The organism is Flavobacterium psychrophilum (genome assembly GCA_001708385.1).
GTDB lineage: Bacteria > Bacteroidota > Bacteroidia > Flavobacteriales > Flavobacteriaceae > Flavobacterium > Flavobacterium psychrophilum_A.
On record CP012388.1, the window covers coordinates 2,404,550 to 2,425,412 of the forward strand.

Annotated in this window: 15 protein-coding genes; 7 read left to right on the top strand and 8 right to left on the bottom strand. The window is 40.5% G+C overall.

Features of this window, described 5'->3' with window-relative positions; all coding sequences use genetic code 11:
* Positions 1–2,769 (bottom strand): TonB-dependent receptor, encoded by a 2,769-nt coding sequence (locus ALW18_10470; GenBank protein AOE52896.1) that lies wholly within the window; start codon positions 2,767–2,769, stop codon positions 1–3.
* Positions 2,770–2,863: 94 nt separating this feature from the next.
* Between ALW18_10470 and ALW18_10475 the strand changes: the two genes are divergently transcribed.
* From ALW18_10475 to ALW18_10490, 4 genes are all read left to right on the top strand, one after another.
* A complete protein-coding gene (locus ALW18_10475) occupies positions 2,864–3,937 on the top strand; it encodes an endonuclease (GenBank protein ID AOE52897.1) in 1,074 nt (357 codons plus the stop codon).
* Between the two features lie 193 nt (positions 3,938–4,130).
* The gene (locus tag ALW18_10480) at positions 4,131–4,670 is read left to right on the top strand and encodes a 3-hydroxyanthranilate 3,4-dioxygenase (GenBank protein ID AOE52898.1); all 540 of its coding nucleotides are present in this window, start codon (positions 4,131–4,133) and stop codon (positions 4,668–4,670) included.
* A 154-nt stretch (positions 4,671–4,824) separates the two neighbouring features.
* Entirely contained in the window at positions 4,825–5,754 is a 930-nt protein-coding gene (locus ALW18_10485) for a magnesium transporter CorA (GenBank protein ID AOE52899.1), read from the top strand.
* A gap of 139 nt (positions 5,755–5,893) precedes the next feature.
* Positions 5,894–7,441 (top strand): aldehyde dehydrogenase, encoded by a 1,548-nt coding sequence (locus ALW18_10490; GenBank protein ID AOE52900.1) that lies wholly within the window; start codon positions 5,894–5,896, stop codon positions 7,439–7,441.
* Positions 7,442–7,630: 189 nt separating this feature from the next.
* Here ALW18_10490 and ALW18_10495 read toward each other — a convergent pair whose 3' ends face one another.
* From ALW18_10495 to ALW18_10505, 3 genes are all read right to left on the bottom strand, one after another.
* Positions 7,631–8,584: a hypothetical protein gene (locus ALW18_10495; protein ID AOE52901.1), complete on the bottom strand. Its 954-nt coding sequence runs from the start codon at positions 8,582–8,584 to the stop codon at positions 7,631–7,633.
* Positions 8,585–8,587: 3 nt separating this feature from the next.
* Complete coding sequence (locus ALW18_10500; protein ID AOE52902.1) at positions 8,588–9,742, bottom strand: sulfatase maturase; 1,155 nt, start codon at positions 9,740–9,742, stop codon at positions 8,588–8,590.
* A 590-nt stretch (positions 9,743–10,332) separates the two neighbouring features.
* On the bottom strand, positions 10,333–11,061 hold the full coding sequence (locus ALW18_10505; GenBank protein AOE52903.1) for a metallophosphatase: 729 nt from the start codon (positions 11,059–11,061) through the stop codon (positions 10,333–10,335).
* Between the two features lie 166 nt (positions 11,062–11,227).
* On the opposite strand from ALW18_10505, the gene ALW18_10510 reads away from it, so the two are divergent.
* Positions 11,228–13,381: a hypothetical protein gene (locus ALW18_10510; GenBank protein ID AOE52904.1), complete on the top strand. Its 2,154-nt coding sequence runs from the start codon at positions 11,228–11,230 to the stop codon at positions 13,379–13,381.
* A gap of 52 nt (positions 13,382–13,433) precedes the next feature.
* Here ALW18_10510 and ALW18_10515 read toward each other — a convergent pair whose 3' ends face one another.
* The 4 genes from ALW18_10515 to ALW18_10530 form a co-directional block, all read right to left on the bottom strand.
* The gene (locus tag ALW18_10515; GenBank protein AOE52905.1) at positions 13,434–14,579 is read right to left on the bottom strand and encodes an AAA family ATPase; all 1,146 of its coding nucleotides are present in this window, start codon (positions 14,577–14,579) and stop codon (positions 13,434–13,436) included.
* A gap of 104 nt (positions 14,580–14,683) precedes the next feature.
* Positions 14,684–15,436 (bottom strand): malonic semialdehyde reductase, encoded by a 753-nt coding sequence (locus ALW18_10520; protein AOE52906.1) that lies wholly within the window; start codon positions 15,434–15,436, stop codon positions 14,684–14,686.
* 128 nt (positions 15,437–15,564) lie between these two features.
* Positions 15,565–16,434, bottom strand: a complete 870-nt coding sequence (locus ALW18_10525) for an aldo/keto reductase (protein ID AOE52907.1) — start codon at positions 16,432–16,434, stop codon at positions 15,565–15,567.
* Positions 16,435–16,602: 168 nt separating this feature from the next.
* Positions 16,603–18,537 carry a hypothetical protein gene (locus ALW18_10530; protein AOE52908.1) on the bottom strand — a complete coding sequence of 645 codons (1,935 nt, stop codon included), beginning with the start codon at positions 18,535–18,537 and terminating at the stop codon, positions 16,603–16,605.
* A 339-nt stretch (positions 18,538–18,876) separates the two neighbouring features.
* On the opposite strand from ALW18_10530, the gene ALW18_10535 reads away from it, so the two are divergent.
* Both ALW18_10535 and ALW18_10540 read left to right on the top strand, forming a co-directional pair.
* Complete coding sequence (locus tag ALW18_10535; protein ID AOE52909.1) at positions 18,877–19,881, top strand: ATPase; 1,005 nt, start codon at positions 18,877–18,879, stop codon at positions 19,879–19,881.
* Positions 19,882–19,973: 92 nt separating this feature from the next.
* Positions 19,974–20,840, top strand: coding sequence for a hypothetical protein (locus tag ALW18_10540; protein ID AOE52910.1), 867 nt, complete (start codon positions 19,974–19,976; stop codon positions 20,838–20,840).
* The last annotated feature ends 23 nt before the right edge of the window (positions 20,841–20,863 follow it).

Sequence of the window (20,863 nt, forward strand, 5' to 3'; positions counted from 1 at the left end):
TTAAAAATTCAGGTAAACATTAATGTAATAATTGCGCCCGTAACCGTAGTAATATTTCGGTCCGAATGATGGCGTACCATCTGCTATATCATTGTTCAGTTCCCGATAATTGGTATTGCGTGCCTGCTCAAACCCGCCAGTTTTATACGTTGTATCGAATATATTATTTACGCTGGCAAAAAAACCAAGGTATATGCCACGCTTTACTTTCCACGATTTGCCACCTACTACATTAAACAGGTAAAAAGCATTAAATTTTTCCTGATTCAGTAATTGGCGTGCGCGGTTTTCATCGATATCTTCAAACACATTTCCGGGGCTGTCTGGGTTTTCAAAGAAATGCTGTGTTCGCAGTAATGCCGAAACATCAATATAATTACTGGCAAGATAGTTCGCATTTCCACCAATCCACCAGTAGTTTGGGTCGCGGTATTCTGCACCTATAGATATCGCCTGTTGTGGCATGCCCGAAAGTTTATAATTTTTAAGGTAGGCTTTACCAAAGTTTGTCGTGGTAAGCGGCAGATTAGGAATAGGATTACCGTCATCGCCATTTATTATTGCCAGTGCATCGTTGTTAAGCGATACATTAGGATTGTTGCTGTAAATATAAGTACCCAAAGCCGCCGAAACCATTAGCTTAACTGTTGGCGCAAGCTGATATTCTGTACCAAGTTCAATACCCATCATGCGTTTGTTAATTCCGGTTACGTTTTCGGCAACAAATGCATCGGCATCGTCGCCTTCAAAAATACCTTCACCATAAAAAGAAGATGTTTCAGATGCATTTTCTATCGTAGTATAAAAACCCGTAAAACGTGCTTTTAACTTTGGCATGCGCAGTATGTAGGAGGCATCTATGTTTGATAATGTTTCATTGGTAATATTATCCATCACCACGTTATTAAGCCTTGCGTTAGAATAAGTGTTGCGTAGCGACGGTACCCTGCTTTGGCGCAACGCATTTAATACAAACAAATGCCTGCCGCTGAATTTATAGGTAAGTCCACCCTTAAATCCGAAATTTTCAAAGACTGTTTTTTGGCTTTCACCGAAAGAATTGCCGGGATATAAGCCATTTCGATATAAACCTACTCTTTGATATGCCGAATGGCTAAATGATTGAGACAGATAAAAATCCACCTTTTTATAACTGAATCGGAACTGTGTAAAGGCATCAAGCACATTGGCAAACAAGTTATAATTGTAGCCAAAAGTATCACCTTCGCCTACCTGGCGGTTAGGATGGTTTAAGTCGGGCTGGGAAAAATCGCCATAATAAAAATGGTCTATGTCCAGAAAATATTGACCGCCAAGAAGGCTGGTCAGGTTTTGGTAGTTGTGCGATTTCAGCCTTTTATAGCTAGTGCCTGCATTAAACGTAATTGCCGATGATAGGCGGGTATACAAAATTGTACTTGCTGTAAAGGTTTTATCATCGGTACGGTCTTCGTATTCGATATATTTACTCCTGCCATCGGGCGAAAGCCTGTTGGTGTCGTACATAGACTGCCAATTTAGTTGCCTTTGGGTTAAAAAGGGAGCGGAGGCGGCTTCGGCAGGATCATCAAAATAATTAGGTGTTTTAGTATAATATGTAGGGTCAGGGTTTGGAGCGTACTGATAATCCAGCCTGCTGTTGCCAATTTTCCCAAACTGGTAGGCAATGTTGGTGTTTAGCGTAGTTTTATTGTCAATTTTCCAATAATGATTCAGCATTAGTATAGGTTCTTCTACATCTTTGTTGCGTGAATTGCGCTTATTACCATTAAAGTCGCCCCAATATGCATTGTACTTTACTCCGGCAATGTTTGTTACTTCCTGCGTGTTAGGTGAATTGCGTCCGCGCTCGCTTTGTGCATAGATACCCGTAAAGTTAAGACTGTGCTTGTCGCTGAAACGTTTTTCAACAGCAAGAAATAATGAATTTCCACCGTAGTTGGTACCGTCAAAATAACCTTCATTGGCACCTCTTCTCGATGCCGAGACCACATAAGCAAATCCTTTGGCATTAAGCCCTGAAGCATAAGTAACCATTGCCCTGTAATTATAATATGTATTTGTGCCGGCAAACGATAAACGTAATCCTTTTCTAAACGACGATGCCCTTGTGTTAATAGACTGTGTACCTAATAAACTTCCAAAAGTATAATCGCTGGGTGCAGTTGCAGTAGTATACTCCTGATTTCGGGTCGCATCATTGAGCCCGCCCCAATTGGCCCATTGCGGCCTGCCATCGTAGAGTCGGTTCATGGTGATGCCGTTTATAAGTATCGAACCATATTCAGTATCCAGTCCGCGCATCTTAAAACGGGCCGGCCCCCAGTTGAACGCCGCAGCCTGCTGAAACACATCGCGTGACGCCTGCAACAATCCGGCTGAATTCTCAGATCCGCTGTTGCCATCTGCAAGGTCATTATCTGTAAGGGTTATAAGTCCGAGTTGCTGTTCAGAAGTAATGTCTTCTTCAAGTATAATTATACCTAGATCTAGCGCACGTCCTGCAACAATTTTAAGGCTAAAGTTTTGCGGGATATATCCGGTGATCGATATAGTAAGAAACTGATTGCCTTCGGGTACTTTATCAAGTACAAAAAAGCCGTCGGCATTAGTTAAAACTTCGCGTCCGTTACTTTGCAGCGAGGCTGTTGCTCCGGGCAGGGGTTCCTGGGTCTTGTAGTCGATTACTTTAGCAAGTACAGATGCCGTTTGCTGTGCCTGCAGGGTCATAGCCTGAAGCAGCAACAGAATGAGTAGCAGTCTACGCATTAAAAGGTTTATTGGTTGGGTTAATGGTCTTCAAAAGTAAATAATTAAATATATTATTTACTTTAGTGCTGTAAAAAACGGAATAAAATCTTACATGAACAGAATCTTTGCAGTCCTATTGGTGTTGTTTTCACTTTCTGCCACAAGTCAAAAACGCAGTTTTAAAATACATACCATTGCTTTTTACAATACCGAAAACCTGTTCGATACCATAAACGATTCGGGCTATGGCGATGATGAATTTCTGCCGAAAGGCAGCTATGCATGGACGGGGGAGAAGTATCGTGCCAAGCTAAGCAATATTGCCAGGGTGCTTGCTGATATTGGGAGAGATGAAAATACCGAAGCTCCAACTATCATCGGGCTTGCCGAACTGGAAAACCGCCGCGTATTAGAAGATTTGCTAAAGCAGCAATCGCTTATAGAAAAGGGATATGGTATTGTACATTTTGATTCGCGCGATTCCCGTGGTACCGATGTTGGATTATTGTACAGAAAAGCATCGTTCAGGCCTACAAGCTATAAAAACATACCGTTGATTATTAAAGATAGCCTTCCGGCAGATAAGAAGCTGGTAAAAGGAAAAAAGAAAAAGCCTGCTCCCGCACTTTTTACGCGGGACCAGTTATTGGTAAGCGGAATGCTTGAGAATGATGAAATTCATTTTATTGTAAATCACTGGCCGTCGAGGTATGGCGGGGAGAAAAAGAGTAGTCCGCTACGGGAAGCTGCGGCTGCTTTAAACCGAAAGATCATAGATTCGCTTACGGGTATCAATCCGAATGCGAAGATCGTTACGATGGGCGATTTTAACGATGGGCCTTATAACAACAGCATTACAAAAGTACTCAACGCCAAACGTTTTAAAGATAACCTTAAACCCGGCGATCTCTTTAACCCTATGGATGCCATTTCTAGGGAAGGTAAAGGTACCGTTGCCTATAACAACGCGTGGGATCTTTTCGACCAGATCATTATCACACCTTCGCTGGTTTCTAAAGACTATACTTCGTTCAGATACTGGAAAGCAGGCATTTTTGATAAAGTGTACCTGTGCGAGCCAACAGGCAAGTACCGTGGCTATCCGTTGCGTAACCGTTATGGGGAAGCAGGGTTTAGTGATCATTTTCCGGTATATATGTATTTGATAAAAGAAATCGTGAAATAAATGGAGGCGATGTCATTTTGAGCGCAGCGCAGCGTAGTCGAAAAATCTCTAACTGGCTTTTAATCATATTACGTTATATAATAAGTTCTTTTGTCTTGAACCAGTCAGCATCAAAAGTTCAAAGAGTCGGTTTTTATCATATTTTTTTATTTATATCTCCGTACCTTAGTACTTCAATTCAAAAACCTTTCTCATGGCACTCATGAAACCCTTTAACCTGAACAAATGGATAGACGATAACCGCCATCTTTTAAAACCACCGGTAGGTAACAAAAATATTTATCCATTGTCAGACAATTACATTGTAATGGTTGTTGCAGGGCCTAATGCCCGTAAAGATTACCATTATAATGAAACGGAAGAGCTGTTTTATCAGTTAGAGGGCAGCATTAAAGTTATTGTTCAGGATGAAGGTGAACGTAAGGAAATGGAACTGCATGCCGGAGATATGTATCTGCATCCGGGTAAAGTGCCACACAGCCCGGTAAGAAGCGAGGGGTCAATTGGCCTTGTGATAGAAAGGGTACGTGCAGGCCGTGGATTTACAGATGGTTTGCTATGGTTCTGCGAAAACTGTAACAACAAATTGCACGAAGTATATTTTGAACTTCATGATATAGAAAAAGACTTTTTACCTCACTTTAAGCACTTCTATAACTCGGAAGATTTGCGTACCTGCAATAAGTGCGGACACGTTTTGGAAGCTGACGCGCGCTTTGTAGAGAAAAAATAAATAGGCTTTTAACAGCTAATAGAATCATAAGCAGTACCTTTGCACCAAATTTTAAAACAACTAATGGACGATTATCATCATCGGGAATTAATTAATTTACGATAGGGAACCTGCCCTGGTGCATTCCCTATTGTCTAACATTTGGAATGCATTTATGATTACGTACTACAAAAACAACGCTACCGGCATTGCGGAGGCTGCTACTCACGCTGAATCTATTTGGATTAGTGCCGTAAACCCAACAGACATCGAAAAACGCAGGCTTCTTGAAGAATTCAGGATACCTGAAGCTTTTTACAACGATATTGAAGATATAGACGAACGCCCCCGTATTGAGTTTGAAAACGGATGGTGCCTTATCATTGTAAGGATTCCGTTTAAAAGCGACGACCTGAAGTTGCCGTATACTACTGCGCCTTTGGGTGTAATTTTTAATGAAAACGTTTGTGTATCGCTCTGCTTTGTTGAAAATGAACTAATAGACGATTTTATTACCTATTCTCAACGCAAGAATATTAATGTAGGCGATAACTTTGCTTTGGTATTCAGGCTATTGCTTTCATCAAGTATCTGGTTCCAGAAATACCTTAAGCAGATAAATCTGGGCATTAAATATGCCGAAAGCAATCTTGAGAAATCGGTGCGTAATGAAGACCTTCAGGCACTTTTTAGAATGGAGAAATGCCTGGAATATTTTATTACATCGCTAAAGGGTAATGAACTGCTCTTTTACCGCATTAAAAACCTCAAAACACATAAAGACTTATTTGATCCTGAGATGGTAGAAGATGTTGAAATCGAGATCAAACAGGCACAGGACACGACCAATATTTACAGCAACATCCTTACTGGAATGATGGATGCTTATGCATCTGTAATTTCTAACAACCTGAATGTGGTTATGAAAAGGCTTACGTCGATATCATTAATATTAATGATACCTACACTTGTTGCCAGTTTATATGGAATGAACGTGCCCAATTCGTTGCAGGATAATCCGTACGGATTCCCAATCGTGGTTTGCATGTCTTTACTCCTGTCTTTTATAGGGGTGGTAATGTTCAGGAAAAAGAATTTGTTCTAGGCTATTATCAAATTATTGAACACAACCTTTTATCTTTAACGAATCATTCATTTAAAATTAATTTAAAGGGATATAAATTACGGATTAGGCAAAATTCAATACATTTGTAAAATATAACAATTTTTAATAGAAAAGTTAAATGGCAACACTTACTGACCAGTTCGGCATTCAGGAGGCCTTATCAAAATTAGGCATTAAAGACATTAACGATGGTACATCAACCGGAAGCAACTCGTTTGCCAATGGTAATATTATAGAATCATACTCGCCGGTAGATGGTACGCTTATTGCAAAAGTAAAAGCATCTACCGCAGCAGATTATCAGGCAGCTATGGCAAAAGCCCAAGAAGCTTTTAAAACATGGAGACTTGTTCCTGCGCCCAAAAGAGGTGAAATTGTTCGCCAAATGGGCGATGAGCTTCGCAAAAATAAAGAAGCATTAGGCCAGCTTGTTTCTTACGAAATGGGTAAAAGCCTTCAGGAAGGTTTAGGAGAAGTTCAGGAAATGATTGATATCTGTGACTTTGCAGTGGGTCTTTCACGCCAGTTATACGGACTTACAATGCACAGCGAAAGGCCAATGCACAGAATGTATGAGCAATGGCACCCGTTTGGTGTTGTAGGTATTATTTCGGCATTTAACTTCCCTGTTGCAGTATGGAGCTGGAATTCTATGCTGGCTTGGGTTTGTGGTGATGTTTGTGTCTGGAAGCCAAGCTCTAAAACGCCGCTATGTGGTATTGCATGCCAAAACATTATAAGGACTGTTCTTGAAAGAAACGATATTCCTGAAGGCGTTAGCTGTCTTGTTACAGGTAATGAATCGGGCGATTTAATAAACAACGACAAACGTATTCCGCTTGTATCGTTTACAGGTTCTACACGTATAGGACGCCACGTATCTAAAACCGTTGCAGAGCGTTTTGGTAATACTATCCTTGAGTTAGGTGGTAACAATGCTATCATTGTTTCAGAACATGCAGATATCAGCATGGTATTGGTGGGTGCTGTATTTGGTGCAGTAGGTACTGCGGGTCAGCGTTGTACATCTACAAGACGTTTAATTATCCACGAAAGTGTTTACGATAAAACGGTTGAAGTGCTTAAGAGCGCGTACAGCCAGCTAAAAATTGGTAACCCTCTTGACAGCAACAACCACGTTGGGCCGCTTATCGACAAAGGTGCGGTAAACGATTACCTTAACGCTATTGAAAAGGCGAAAAAAGAAGGTGGAAAAATTATTGTTGAAGGCGGTGTTGTTGAAGGCGATGGCTACGAAAGCGGATGCTACGTTAAGCCTTGTATAGTTGAAGCAGAAAATCATTTCGATATTGTACAGGAAGAGACATTTGCTCCGATATTATATATTATGAAATACAACACTATTGAAGAAGCTATTGCACTACAAAATGGTGTACCTCAGGGACTTTCTTCTTCTATTTTTACCAACAACATGAGGGAAATGGAATTATTCCTTTCTCAGGCAGGGTCAGATTGTGGTATCGCTAACGTGAACATAGGAACATCGGGTGCTGAAATTGGTGGCGCTTTTGGTGGTGAAAAAGAAACAGGCGGAGGCCGCGAAAGTGGATCTGATGCATGGAAAGCATACATGAGAAGGCAGACAAACACTATTAACTACGGTACACAATTGCCATTGGCACAAGGTATCAAATTCGATCTGTAATCTACAAATTATAAGGTTTTTATAAATGGAAAGGCTGTCGAATGACAGCCTTTTTTATTTTCTACGTATTTGCTATTGGGTTTGAGTCTTCCCCTCCTTTGGAGGGGAAGATATTTACGTGAAAATCTTTGTAAGTAATTATCAATCACACATGGTTTAACTCGTAACCTGCAACCTAATAACCCGTAACTATTTAACCCACAAACTATCGGTAAAATAGTGTTTGCAGTCTAAAAAGTTATGTTTTGCGGTAAATCCTGCTGCTTTAGCAAGATCGTCAATTTCGGTAAAGCTATATTTTTTGGAAAGTTCTGTCCATATTAGCTCATCCCTTTCAAAGTGAAAAGTAGTGTTAAGCACAGTACTGTGAAAATGCTGTTTTTTAAGGCTGACAAGGTAACTGTTCACCTCGCCGGTTTGCGGGTCGTAATCGCAGTAAAAATCGAATTGATCCAAATGTATATCGGCATCCAGCTCACGGTTTATGCGTTCTAAAAGGTTCATGTTAAAAGCACGGGTAATACCATGCGGGTCGTCATACGCTTTCTGAATAACACGCGGATTCTTTTGCAGGTCCATTCCCATAAGCAGCATATCGCCTTTTTTCATTCCGGCATTGAATTTTTTAAGCAGGGCAAGGGCATCTTCTTTTTTATAGTTGCCTATGTTGCCGCCCAAAAAAAGAAATAGGTTGGGTGTTTTACTGCCCTGAAGCGTATCTAGCACCTCAAAATAATCTCCCGTACGCGGTTCGATATTCAGTTCCGGTAAAGCTGTTTTCATGTTTCGCTTTAGCGTATCGTTGGCTTCCTGCGAAATATCAATGGGTATGTATGTAAAGTCGGCACCTTTGGTAAGAAATGCTTTTAACAGCTGACGGGTTTTGCTGCCATCGCCACTGCCAAATTCTACAATATTGAATTTACCTTTCAGGTTTATAGTGTCATAAATAGTACCCGATTGCTGCGACAGAATCTCAAATTCGCAGGCAGTGGGGTAATATTCGGGCATTTGCATGATCTGAACAAAAATGCGGCTGCCGTTATCGTCATAAAAATATTTAGAGGATAAATGCTTTTGTTTTGCCGTAAGTCCTTCTAAAACATCTTCAGCAAAGGGGCTATGTACTGTCGTTGTGTTCATAAATTATCGTTTTACAAGACGAATGCCGTTAAATTGCCAGCGTTCCTCAGGATGAAAAAAGTTTCGGTATGTTTTTCGGCTATGGCCTTCGGGTGTAGCACACGATGCACCGCGCAACACCATTTGGTTCACCATAAATTTGCCGTTATATTCGCCTACGGCACCATCGGGTTTAGAAAAACCGGGATAGGGCAGGTAGGCACTGTGTGTCCATTCCCATCGTCGTCCCCAGTTAAGCTGGGTGGAGGCAACTTCCCATTCGGCTTCGGTGGGCAGGCGCATTTTTTTCCATTCGGCAAATGCCAAAGCTTCATAAAAGCTAATGTGTGTAAGCATAGCTTCCGGGTTTATATCCTGCACGCCGGATAGTGTGAAGTGCTGCCATCCCGTTTCGGCCTTGTGCCAGTATAAGGGAGCCGTTATATTGTTTTGATTCACCCAACTCCAGCCTTCGTCCAGCCATAAGTTAAAATCGGTGTAGCCGCCAGCGTTGATAAAATCGATAAACTCACCGTTCGTGACAAGTGTTTTGGCAATCTCAAAAGTATTGAGGTATACCTTATGCCTGTTGTGTTCATTATCAAAGCTAAATCCCTCACCCGTATACCCAATTTCGTAAACCCCTTCATCGACGGTTACAAAGCCATCTTCAGAATTAAGCTGGTTTTCCCATGCAATATCTTCACTGTATACAGGTGATATAGGGTTGCAGGAAAAGATGTATTTAATATCGGTAAGCAGTAACTCCTGGTGTTGCTGTTCGTGGTTCAAACCAAGCTCAACAAGGTTATGAATATCGTGCTGTTCGGCTTTCATTTGAAGCAGCAGTTCCATATGCATGTCTACATACTGCCGATACTCAATAACCTGCGAAGTTGCAGGGCGGGTTAAGGCTCCTCTGTTATTGCGAAGTACCCTTTTGCCTACATTGTTGTAGTAACTATTGAATAAAAAGCTAAAATCATCATTAAATACCGCATAGCCCGGCAGGTGTTCTTTAAGGATAAACTCCTCAAAAAACCATGAGGTATGTGCAAGGTGCCATTTGGGCGGACTCACAAAGGGTTCCGGTTGCGGCACATGATCTTCGGGCTGCAACAGGCTGCAAATCTGCTCGGTGTGCCTACGTGTTTTGTGGTATTTATCTAAAATCGTCATTTGTTGTTTGTTGTTACTACTAATTTACGAATAATTGGAACCCGCTTTAGATTTTTATAATCATGTTTAACTTAATACTAACATTTGTTTTAAGTAACTATGTTTATGGCTTACGGACTATGGATTTCAACCTATCTAACTATATTTTAGAAAAAAATATTGATTGATATTCAGCGTATTTATTGAGATTGTAGCTAAAAACTGAATTTAAGGTACTGCTTTGCACAAAAAAAGTCATTAAGCTTAACAAACTGGAAGAAGCGTTAAAAATTATAGAGGCTTCTCACAGGGTACTGGGCACAGATACTTTTGTAATGGCTTATTTTAAGGGGTTCCTGTATGAGAAGTGTGAAATGTACAGCACTGCGGCAGACTATTACAAAGAGGCTAAAAAGTGTCGCTTTACAATTATTTTTGTGACACCATGAATGAAAAAGAGCTATTGATAAAAGTCTAAAAAGAAAGATAGGGAAAAGAAAAAAGAGAAAGCTTCCTGATGAAAAATGCCGCCTTTAGGCGGCATTTTTATATTTTTAGCGGTAGAGGTTTACCCTTCATTGAGACTGTAAACTGACCACTGAATGTGTAAATTAGTTCCTCCCGTTTTCGTCGGGGTATAAAGTATAGGCGGGGTCGCTCTGCCAAAATTCTTTAGTGTCAATATCCATAATGGTAACGGGGCCTTTAAAAGCGGCTCCTGTATCAACATTCCAAACGTTAGCACGGTTTATAGGTACGGTTTCACCAATGCGGGTTACCGGTGTATGGCCTATAAAAATCTCTTTGTATAGCGTCAGTCTCTTAGGGTATTCGGGGTGGTTGCGGTCCATTGTTTTATCGAGTGACATTGCTGTTTCCCAAAGGGTTCTGTCCCAAAAAAACATGCGTGTAAAATATTCATGCTTTATGCCGTTAAGGCTGGTAAACCCTGCGTGTACAAAGAGGCGGTTGTTGTCATCCAGAAAATAATCGGTAAGGCTTTCCAGAAAAAGAATATGCATTTTTTTCCGGTCTTCCGACAGGTGCTTATAAGCTTCTGTGGTACTTCTTCCGCCATGAAAAAACCATTCTTCGGTATACGTCCCGTCTCTTAACCAATCCAGGAATAAATCGTCGTGATTGCCCCGGATGTAGATACAATGATGTGTTTGTTTAAGATCGATTAAAAAATCTAAAACTTCCGGCGACTGTCCCCATCCGTCAACATAATCGCCTAAAAATATAAGTTTATCTGCCGGAGTAACTGCGGCACGTTCCAGTAGTTGTAGTACGGCTTTATAGCTTCCGTGGATATCTCCTATTACAAATGTCCTGCTCATATTACAAGTTTACGAAATTTTTAAACGCTTCAGATGCGGATGAACTTTAGAAGCGATAAATAGCATTTTATCTGAAAATTTACAAATATTAAAGTAATTGTATGTGTGTTTTGTTAATGGTTTTAAATAATCATTAATTTTAATCCATCAATCCAACCTTAATTATATGAAAAAATTTTTACTAACCGCATTGCTGGCAGTTTCCTTTACAAATTATGCCCAGACAGCAATATTCGAAGATTTTGAATCGCTTACTTTTCCACCACCGGGCTGGCTAGTTAATAATGTTTCAGGTGCTAATGTTACCTGGAGAGGATCCGATCCTAATGTTCCGGGAGAAAATGCGGTTTTAGGGTATCACGCAGCCCTGCTGAACGGAGAAAGTACTGAGAGCGGTGCCGAAGACTGGCTTATAAGTCCGCCAATTGTAATGCCCGATAATCCCCACATTGCATTTTATTCGCAAATGCAGCAAGCGGGCGATCAGGGTGGGGTTTATAAAGTAATGATAGGTACAGATCCCCATGATTTGAGTTCTTTCACCCTTTTAAAGCAGTGGACAGAATTGGAGATCAATCCGCAACAAGGTGTATACGCAAATGCTGAAGTAGCACTGCCGGCAACGCTGGAAGGTGAGACACGATATATTGCTTTTGTTGGTATGGGTAATAACGCCGACCGTTGGTCTATAGATGTTTTCACTGTGAAAGCTTTATGCGAAAAGCCCATTTCTGCCTTTATATATGATATTACAGATACTTCTGCTACAATACTATGGGAATCTTTTTCAAGTGTACATGAGATAGAAATTCTTGAAGCCGAACAGACGCCAACAGGCGTTGGTATTCCGGTTACAACAAATGGCGTTTTTGTTGTAGCGGGTCTTGTACCCAGTACAATATACAAATGTTATATAAGAAGCATTTGCGGAAACTCGCTTGTAAGTACATGGGCTGGTCCGTATTACTTCACAACAGCAGGCGGTAAGCTAAGTGGTTTCGTAACATTTGACGCAAATGGCGATGCATTCTGCGATAACTCTGACATATTGAGTGGTTTGGAAGTGCAGATAACTGTAAACGATGAAGAACCGGTTTCGGTATATACCAATGCCCAGGGCGAGTATGTTTTTTATGGCCTTGGAACAGGAACAAATTCGGTAAGTATTTTGGCTAATTCACCAGTAGGCTTTTCCGGTATAACTCCTGTACTACAGGATGTTACTTTTAACAATGAAATAACAACGGCAGAAATAAATATCTGCCTGCCACAACCGGAGGAAGTTACAGATCTTTCTGTTGTATTAGTGCCCGAAAATGTGGCGAGGCCCGGAGTTGCAGCCCGTTACAACCTGGTAGTAAGAAATGAGGGAAATACTTTTATTGAGAACGCAGAAGTGGTGGTGAATTTTAATTCTACGAGGTTAGACTTTGAAGTATCTGATTTTACTTCGGCTACTGTAACGGGAGATAATATAACAATTAGCCTAAGCGCACTGGCTGCCTATTCTTCGCAATCAGGATATTTACAATTCACAGTTAAGCAGCCTCCCTTTAATATTGGAGGCGAAGCTTTATATTTTATAGCAGATTTAACCGCTCCTGAAACAGACGATAATTTAGAAAATAACAGCTCTTCTTTTGTGCAGATTATCGTAAATTCTTACGACCCTAACGATGTTACAGTGTTGGAGGGACCGGAAATTTACCTTGATCAGGCGGGTGATTACTTAACGTATGTTGTTCGTTTTCAAAATACAGGAAGTGCTGAAGCTTTAAGGATACGAATCAAAAATACGCTTGACGGTTTACTGGATTGGGATACTTTTCAGCCAATAAGTTCAAGCCATGCCTACAGCTTAACACGCAAAAACAATGAACTTGATTTTCTGTTTGAAGATATCAATCTTACTTATCAATCAGACAGTGAAGAAGAAAGCCAGGGATTTGTCAGCTATAGAATAAAACCAACAGCCGCGTTTGGCCTTGGTGATATTGCTTCTAATACAGCAGATATTTATTTTGATTTTAATCCTGCTGTAACCACTAATACTGCCACGACAGAAGTTGTAGCTGTAGTTGGGCTTGCAACTCATGAACAGCCTTTGGTTACATTGTATCCTAACCCGGTTAGAGACCAGCTTAAGGTTGAGGTTAATCAAGGGGTGCTTCAGTCGGTTACAGTGCACGATGTTAACGGCAGGTTATGCCTTTCGGCGAATGCCAATACAATAGATACAAGTGTTTTAAACGGAGGGATATACTTTGTAAAAGTTACTACAGATGCAGGAAGCACAACTTACAAGATTATAAAACATTAAAAGTGTTTTTTTGAGAAAAAAAGTCCAGACTATGTAAATGGTCCGGGCTTTTTTATGCATATTTCATTTTACGTAGAACGCGCATGGCTTCTTTAAATGAAATATAGGCCTGCTCGTCGGGGTAATTCTTTAGCAGTGGTTTTGCTTCTGCAAGTTTTTGCTTGGCATCATTAAAGCCATTGAGCTGGCATATCATGAGTGTAGAAGGAAGGTTTAGCAAATCTTTATGTTCCCGTTCCGATAGTGGTATTTCTTTTTCAAGTTTTTTTATAAGCGCAAGGTTGGCATTATAAATATGGAACATCATTTTGCGGTTATACTGCGGTGGATCAAACAACAGCGTAGATTCCATTTTATAATACCCATTCTCTTCAAAACGTATGCTTACTTCCTCCAACGGATAATAGCTCGTTTTATCGTTAAGCCCCAGGGCTACATATTCGGTAATGGCAAAACTATCGTCATCATAGGCAATGCTAACCTCATCCAGTGCCGAATAAAATAGCTTGATCTGTTCGTTTATCAGCTCAATATCTACACGTGAATAGTAGGTTTGCCCTTTAACTACCTTTTTATGACCGGCCCAGCAAACTACAAACAGTTCTTTAAACACTTTGTATTTGGCGGCCATATCTTTATGGCGGTTGGTAACAAAGTCCATAACACCTTCAAGAGTATATTCTATACTGTTGCGCGATCCGTTTTCTATGGCAGTTACAGTCTCGGCATTATGGTCGGTAAAGGCCACATCAACACCAGGTTCTAATGGTATCGAGTTGCTGCCCCTGCGGGCAAAAACAGCTCCGCCTAAAATCGTGTAAATATTCTTTTTAAAGTACGATGTCCCGCTTTTTGGCTGAATAGTTACCAGGCCCACTACTTTGTCTTTCGGGAGGTTTGGGAAAGGCACATTTTCGTATTGTATCGTTGGCGGATTTACCAAATAGGCATTCACAAGATTCTGAATGCGGCTATCGTCGTAAAAATCGGTACCCAAAATTTCATTGTCATGGTCTTCTACACCTACTACAATGTACGAGTTATTGGCAGGATTAGAATTGGATAACGCACAAATATGTTTTACAAATTTGGCTTTACCTTCTTTGGTGTGAAGGTTCAGTTGACGCTTTTTATCATAAAAACTGCTCTCATCGTTGTGAGCCAGCAGGTTTTTAATTAAAAGGCGCTTATTTATCATGGTGGTTTATCGGGTTGCGGGTTGTTGGGTGCGGGATTATTTATCAACTAGCAAGGCTTAAATAAACCTACAAGGTCTTTAAGACCTTGTAGGATATGTAATAGTTAAAGCTGTTTATTTACTATTGTAGCTGACGCCTGAGCGGTTGGCAAAATAAGCAAATCGGCAATATTTACATGGTATGGCCTTGAAACCACAAAATGAATAACATCGGCAATGTCTTCTGCTTTAAGCGGTTCAAAACCTTTGTATACACTGGTGGCACGTTCGGTATCGCCTTTAAAGCGCACTTCGCTGAATTCGGTATCTACCATACCCGGATTAATTGCCCCTACGCGGATACCGTACTGATTTAAATCCATACGCATACCTTGGTTTATAGCATCTACAGCATGTTTGGTAGCGCAGTACACATTGCCGTTAGTATAGGTTTCTTTACCTGCAATAGACCCAATATTAATTATGTGTCCGCTTCGGCGTTCTACCATTCCGGGGATAATATGTTTGCTAACATAAAGTAACCCTTTTATATTAATGTCTATCATGGCATCCCAATCGTCTGTATCGCCATTTTCTATCGGGTCAAGGCCGTGGGCGTTACCGGCGTTATTTACAAGGATATCAATCTTTGCAAAATCGGCAGGTATCGATTTGATAGATTGCCCTACCGCTTTTTTGTTACGCACGTCAAAATTAAGAGTGTGCACTTTGGTTAGGGCAGCAAACTCATCCTGTAATTCTGCAAGACGGTCTTCGCGCCTCCCGCAGATAATGAGGTTATAATTGTTTTTTGCCAGCAGGCGGGCAGTAGCGCGGCCAATACCGCTGGTAGCACCTGTTATTAATGCTGTTTTCATACTTTATTTAAAAATTGAAAAGATTTAATAATTTAAAGATGGGATGATGCATTCTGTAATTTTGAACACTGAACACTGAACACTGAACACTGAACACTGAACACTGAACACTGAACACTGAACATTGATTAAGGTACTTTATTGCCAATACTCTCTGTCCATATAGCAAACCAGTCTTCCAATTCCAGTTTAACCTGGGTTGCTTTTATTTGGTTTTTAAGCCTTTCCGGGCTTACAGATCCCGATACGGGAGTTACTCCTGCAGGATGCTGAAGTATCCATGCTAACAGGATAACATCAGCGGTAACGCCATATTTTGCCACAAGTTGAGACAGTAACAGTTTAAGGCGGTGCGTTTGATCGTTATGCTCTTTAAAAATACTGCCTATAGGGCTCCATGCCATTGGTTTGATGTTATTAACCATCATATAGTCGAAACTACCGTCCAGCATTGGATCTAAATGGGTCGCCGAGAATTCAATCTGATTGCAGTACACTTCGGTGCGGCTGCGTATAAGTTCGGTCTGGCTAGACGTAAAGTTAGATACTCCAAAAGCTTTGATCTTGCCCTGGCTTTTAAGCTGTTCTACGGCTTCGGCAACCTCATCCGGATTCATAAGGGGGCTTGGGCGGTGTAGTAACAATATATCAAGATGGTCTGTCTGTAAAAACTTAAGCGAGTTTTCGGCACTCCATATTATATATTCTTTAGAGTAATCGTAGTGCTTTACCTTGGTAGGTCTGTTGCCAACCGTGTGCTGAATGCCACACTTAGAGATAAGTTGTATTTTATCGCGGGAGATGCCGCTTTCGGCGAAAGCCTTGCCAAATTCAGCTTCGGTAGTGTAACCTCCGTAAATATCAGCATGATCAAAAGTTGTAATGCCGTTTTCAATACATGTGTGTATCATTCTGGCCATTTCTGTAGTAGAAAATTTAGCCTGCCAAACGCCCCAGTTCATGGCTCCGGCAATTATAGGAGAGATATGTATACTCATTATAATTATATAAGGATTTTATGACCATAAAAATAAGCAAATGATTTTGCACTATGCGTGCATGCTATTTAAAATAAACATGAAAAAACCTGTTTTCTGTATTTATTTCAGAAAACAGGTTTAGGTTAACAGGCTCAAATTATTTTAGTATCGCTGTAGCGAATGATGTTATTGTTTTATGACTTTTGAAATTTCTTTTTTTCCGTTGGCATAGGTATGTACCAAATATGTTCCTACGGTAAAGTTCTCTATGTTTATAACAGGATTCTGACTCATAATTGTTTGCTGCAAAACGAGCTGTCCTAACATATTGTAAACTTCGACTTTATTAATACCGTCACCGGATATCGTAAACGATGTTTGTGCCGGGTTGGGGGTTAGAGTAAGTGTATTTTTGATAAAGGTTTCAGTATTAAGTACATCAAGTACATATACGCCATAATCCTGCACGCCGGCTTCGTAATAAGGTATATAACATTGTGCTTCAACAAAGGATGTGTTATACGTAGAGCCTATTACCCTCATTCCTAGTAATTTGTTTTGTACGGCATTTAAAGGGATTGTTATATTTTCAGTAAAGGTAGATGTTACAGTATCTCCAGGGTTTCTTCCTTCAAAAACCTTTTCTTCAGTTTCAAAAACGGTATTGTTATTAAAATCTATATAAACCTCAAGAAATTGTTCCTTCCCGTAACTGCTATGGCATTGTAAAGTAATAGGATAGGTGCTGCCGGCGTGAACTGTAGTATTCTCTGAACAGATAAAATTATGGTACGGGCCTGTTTTTTCTGTAAATTTATTGATGTCGTTAAACGTTACATTTTTTATACGTAGATGTTCATACGGAAAATCGCGGGTAAATTTAGGTACACATGGTAATGCATCCAGTGCTACAGTTGAAAATGCAGCATTCTTTGTATGCGATTTTGTGCCTAACGGCGTAGTTATTTCCAGCGTAACGTCATAAGTTCCCGGTTCATTAACGGTGAATTTTGCATTTTGTGTTGCAAAACTGTAGGTGTTAGTGCCATTGGTAACTGTCCAGTTAAAAGTAATGTCCGGCCAGGTGCCGCCAAAGATGTAGGTATTTGGCATACATGGTGTTTTGTCTAAAAGTTCAATTTCCTGACCTGTATTATAACATGATATAGCATTCGCCGAAACTTTAAAATCTATATCGGGCAATGTAACAGGAACCAGGCTCATAGCGCCGTTTTGTGCAAGTAAATTAGACCTGAGAGGATAAGTGCTAAATATAGTATGCATGCGTGCAGTCTGATCTGGGGTAAAAGTATTGGCACATTCTTCACCACTGTAATTCATGTAATTGTTTTTTACACTATCATCAATGCTATTGTTATCGCAAACGTTAGGCCCATTATTTCCGCAACCCATGCCCATCCTGTGTGGAGCAGTATCTTCGCAACAATCGCCTCCGCCATTCAGGTTTCCGCATCCGTTAGCAGAAGGGCAGGTAGTGGAAGTACTTCCTTCAAAAGTATGGTACAATCCCAGGGCATGTCCAAGTTCGTGAGCGGTAACTTGAGAGTCTATATCAGTAAAGCCATTATAGGGTATAACCGCACCATTATAACTTCCTGTCCACGGATAATCGGCATAACCTGCGGAGCCATCGCCAATACCCGAAACGATCCAAATATTATAATAAGGCCCTTTTTTCCAGTAAGAGAGATCCTTTACTTCCCAGTCAGGCATGCCATTATAGCTTTGGGAAATGCCGCTCTGCATATACTTAGGGTAACCGGACATATCTACACGATTTATAGCAGTAGTGCATTCACCTTCAAAAGTTCGCACCGCCAGCGAGAATTCAATTTTAGTATCAACTCCGTTGCCATCACCATTTGTTCCCGCTACTTTTCGGTAACGTTCGTTTATCCGGCGTATGGCGTTTTTTACATCATCGTCAGATATATTAGTTCCAACGCCTATAGGTTCGCCTTTATGCATTATGTGTACTACAACCGGAACGCGGAAAATAGTTTCTTCGCCATCTTTTTGGGGGATGTATTTAATAGTTCCGTCCATAAAAGCACGGTCAAAAGTTTCTACTTCTTTGGCATAGGCAGAATCAGTTGCCATTTTTAATTCATGCAGATGGCTTGTGCCGCATTGCAACTCTTGTGAATAGGCTAAGTGAACGCAGCAGATTACAATTAGCAACAAATAAAATTTTTTCATAGTAGGTTGGTTTAAGTTAAAACATTAACAGGATTAAACCTAATTACCCTACATTGGTTAAAATATTTTCTTCTACGAACAAAAGGCTTGATTTTTGTTGTGTAAAAAATCGTTAACAATTGCAGTTTTTTATACGATTTACCTTAACAACTCGTTAACAAGGTGTAATAATATTAAAATAGTACTTGTTTCGTTACTTTAACATTGCTAAATTCACACTCCAAAAAATTTTATAAGGATATGGAAGAAAACACATCAACGCTCGATATTAGGGCGATTAATGAAAAGATAGAGAGGGAAAGTGCCTTTGTAGATTTACTTGTCATGGAAATGAACAAGGTTATTGTAGGCCAAAAGTATATGATAGAACGCCTTTTGATCGGTCTTTTAGGGCAGGGGCATATACTACTTGAGGGTGTACCCGGGCTTGCAAAAACGCTTGCCATCAATACGTTATCTCAGGCGGTTCACGGTTCATTCAGCCGTATACAGTTTACTCCCGATTTGCTTCCTGCCGATGTAGTAGGTACCATGATTTATAATGTTAAGCAAAACGAATTTACCATAAAAAAAGGGCCAATATTTGCCAACTTCGTGCTTGCCGATGAGATTAACAGGGCTCCTGCAAAAGTGCAGTCTGCACTGCTTGAGGCGATGCAGGAAAAGCAGGTAACTATTGGTGAAGAAACCTTTAAACTACAAAAGCCATTTCTTGTAATGGCAACCATGAACCCGGTAGAGCAGGAAGGTACCTATCCGCTTCCTGAAGCGCAGGTAGACCGTTTTATGCTTAAAGCGGTTATCGACTATCCTAAAATGGAAGACGAGCGCCTTGTTATCCGCCAAAATCTTAAAGGTGCTTTCGAAAAAGTGAACCAGGTAGTTTCTGTAGAGCAGATTCTGCGTGCGCAGGAAGCTGTGCGTGAGGTGTACATGGACGAAAAAATAGAAAAATACATACTTGATATCATTTTTGCTACCCGTTATCCTGAAAATTATAAGCTGGAAAAACTAAAACCGCTTATTAGTTTCGGTTCATCTCCAAGGGGTAGTATCAATCTTGCTACTGCGGCAAAATGTTATGCATTTATCAAACGCAGGGGCTTTGTTATTCCTGAAGACGTAAGGGCTGTTGTACACGATGTACTCCGCCACAGGATTGGTGTTACCTATGAGGCTGAAGCAGAAAACATCACCTCTATGGACATCATCAACAAAATCGTTAACGAGATTGAAGTGCCATAAAAATTTGTTTCGAGTTTAAGGTTTAAAGTTCAACGTTTTTTGCACGTTACCCAACTTTAAACCTCAAACATTAAACTTTAAACAAAAGAAGAATGGATACAAAAGATATATTAAAAAAGGTTCGCAAAATAGAGATTAAGACCAGGAGGCTGAGCAATCATATCTTTTCTGGCGAGTACCATTCATCCTTTAAAGGGAGGGGTATGACCTTTAGCGAGGTAAGGCAGTACCAGTTTGGCGACGACGTTCGTGCGATAGACTGGAATGTTACCGCCCGCTATAATGAGCCATACATAAAAGTTTTTGAAGAAGAGCGGGAGCTTACCATGATGCTTATGGTAGACGTTTCGGGTTCTGAACACTTTGGTACACAGGAAAGCTTTAAAAAAGATATTGTTACCGAGATTGCCGCTACTATGGCCTTTAGTGCTACGCAGAATAACGACAAGATCGGGCTTATTCTTTTCTCAGATCAGGTAGAGCTTTTTATTCCGCCTAAAAAAGGAAAGTCGCATGTGTTGCGCATTATTCGCGAGCTCATAGAGTTTCAGCCCAAAAGCAGGAAGACTGATGTTGGGCAGGCACTTAAATTTTTAAGCGGTGTGCTTAAAAAGAGGGCTATTGTTTTCCTGATATCAGATTTTATGGCAACGCCCGATTATGAGCAAACCCTAAAAATAGCATCTAAAAAACATGATATTACCGGTGTAAGGGTTTATGATAACCGTGAAGAAGAAATTCCGAATATAGGTTTGGTAAACATGCTTGACGCCGAAACGGGAGAGAGTATGCTGGTAAACACAGGGTCTAAATCGGTAAGGCTGCAATACGCTGCCTATTACCAGGAAAGGCTTAAATATTTCAGGGATACTTTTAGCCGTTGCGGTGCCGGTACTGTAAGCACAAGGGTAGATGAATCGTATGTAACCAAACTGCTGGGCTACTTTAAGTCCAGATAGATAACCATTGGTTAAAACAAGAT

What these genes read in the sequence shown, in the direction of transcription:
- ALW18_10505 (AOE52903.1), bottom strand. Translation starts at nt 11,061, where the DNA reads ATGAGCAGGACATTTGTAATAGGAGATATCCACGGAAGCTATAAAGCC.
- ALW18_10500 (AOE52902.1), bottom strand. Translation starts at nt 9,742, where the DNA reads ATGACGATTTTAGATAAATACCACAAAACACGTAGGCACACCGAGCAG.
- ALW18_10480 (AOE52898.1), top strand. Translation starts at nt 4,131, where the DNA reads ATGGCACTCATGAAACCCTTTAACCTGAACAAATGGATAGACGATAAC.
- ALW18_10525 (AOE52907.1), bottom strand. Translation starts at nt 16,434, where the DNA reads ATGAGTATACATATCTCTCCTATAATTGCCGGAGCCATGAACTGGGGC.
- ALW18_10515 (AOE52905.1), bottom strand. Translation starts at nt 14,579, where the DNA reads ATGATAAATAAGCGCCTTTTAATTAAAAACCTGCTGGCTCACAACGAT.
- ALW18_10470 (AOE52896.1), bottom strand. Translation starts at nt 2,769, where the DNA reads ATGCGTAGACTGCTACTCATTCTGTTGCTGCTTCAGGCTATGACCCTG.
- ALW18_10485 (AOE52899.1), top strand. Translation starts at nt 4,825, where the DNA reads ATGATTACGTACTACAAAAACAACGCTACCGGCATTGCGGAGGCTGCT.
- ALW18_10495 (AOE52901.1), bottom strand. Translation starts at nt 8,584, where the DNA reads ATGAACACAACGACAGTACATAGCCCCTTTGCTGAAGATGTTTTAGAA.
- ALW18_10530 (AOE52908.1), bottom strand. Translation starts at nt 18,537, where the DNA reads ATGGCAACTGATTCTGCCTATGCCAAAGAAGTAGAAACTTTTGACCGT.
- ALW18_10490 (AOE52900.1), top strand. Translation starts at nt 5,894, where the DNA reads ATGGCAACACTTACTGACCAGTTCGGCATTCAGGAGGCCTTATCAAAA.
- ALW18_10520 (AOE52906.1), bottom strand. Translation starts at nt 15,436, where the DNA reads ATGAAAACAGCATTAATAACAGGTGCTACCAGCGGTATTGGCCGCGCT.
- ALW18_10540 (AOE52910.1), top strand. Translation starts at nt 19,974, where the DNA reads ATGGATACAAAAGATATATTAAAAAAGGTTCGCAAAATAGAGATTAAG.
- ALW18_10475 (AOE52897.1), top strand. Translation starts at nt 2,864, where the DNA reads ATGAACAGAATCTTTGCAGTCCTATTGGTGTTGTTTTCACTTTCTGCC.
- ALW18_10510 (AOE52904.1), top strand. Translation starts at nt 11,228, where the DNA reads ATGAAAAAATTTTTACTAACCGCATTGCTGGCAGTTTCCTTTACAAAT.
- ALW18_10535 (AOE52909.1), top strand. Translation starts at nt 18,877, where the DNA reads ATGGAAGAAAACACATCAACGCTCGATATTAGGGCGATTAATGAAAAG.